General features: G+C 59.0%; 1 protein-coding gene. It reads left to right on the forward strand.

Annotation, left to right across the window (positions count from 1 at the left end):
- Positions 1-791, forward strand: a 791-nt coding sequence (locus tag AC1DT3_RS23030; RefSeq protein ID WP_477467480.1) for a DnaB-like helicase C-terminal domain-containing protein, incomplete at its 5' end; no start/stop codon positions are given.
- Between the last annotated feature and the right edge of the window lie 4 nt (positions 792-795).

Raw genomic sequence — 795 nt, forward strand, 5'->3', positions numbered from 1 at the left:
GCGGTCTCGAACTGTTGGTAGTCGACTATCTGCAACTTCTCCATGGAAGTCGGAAGAGCGACAATCGCGTCCAGGAGGTGACGGAGATCACCACAGGCCTCAAGGCGCTGGCAAAGGAGCTCAACGTTCCGATCATCGCGCTTTCCCAATTGTCGCGGCGTGTCGAGGAGCGTGACGACAAGCGCCCCATGCTCTCAGACCTGCGGGAATCCGGATCGATCGAGCAGGACGCCGATATCGTCATGTTCGTGTTCCGCGAGGAGTACTATTTGAGAAAGCAGAAAGTCCCTCCCGACGGCTCAGAGGCCAAGATGGCTTTCGATCGATCCCTCGCCCGATGCAAGGGCGTTGCTCAGGTGATCGTCGGCAAGAACCGTCACGGACCGGAGACGACGATCGAACTCGGTTTCGACGCCAACGTAACCCGGTTCGTGAACGAGCCGGAGGAGCGGGAGGACATCCCGGAACTCGATAATCGGCCGGCGAAGGCGAAGAAGGTCAGCTTGCCGAAGGAGGCGACAATCGCTCTCGGTATCCTGCGCAATCTCAACATCACGCACGCCGTCGAGAACGTGGACTTAGAGAACGTGCCCTCTGGAGTGCGTCCGGTTCCATACCTGCTCTGGCGCGAGAAATGTGTAGAGCAGTTGCTCGACGTCGATAGAGACGAAGCAAAGGCGATGTCGCTCATGGAGAAGATCATTCCGCCCCTGAAAGAGGCCGGCTTAATCGGCCGGGGCGGGACGAAGGAAGCGCCGTATGCGTGGCTGACAGAAAAGGGGCAGGGCTGATGAC

It is taken from the genome of Microvirga sp. P4_G7 (assembly GCF_056401005.1).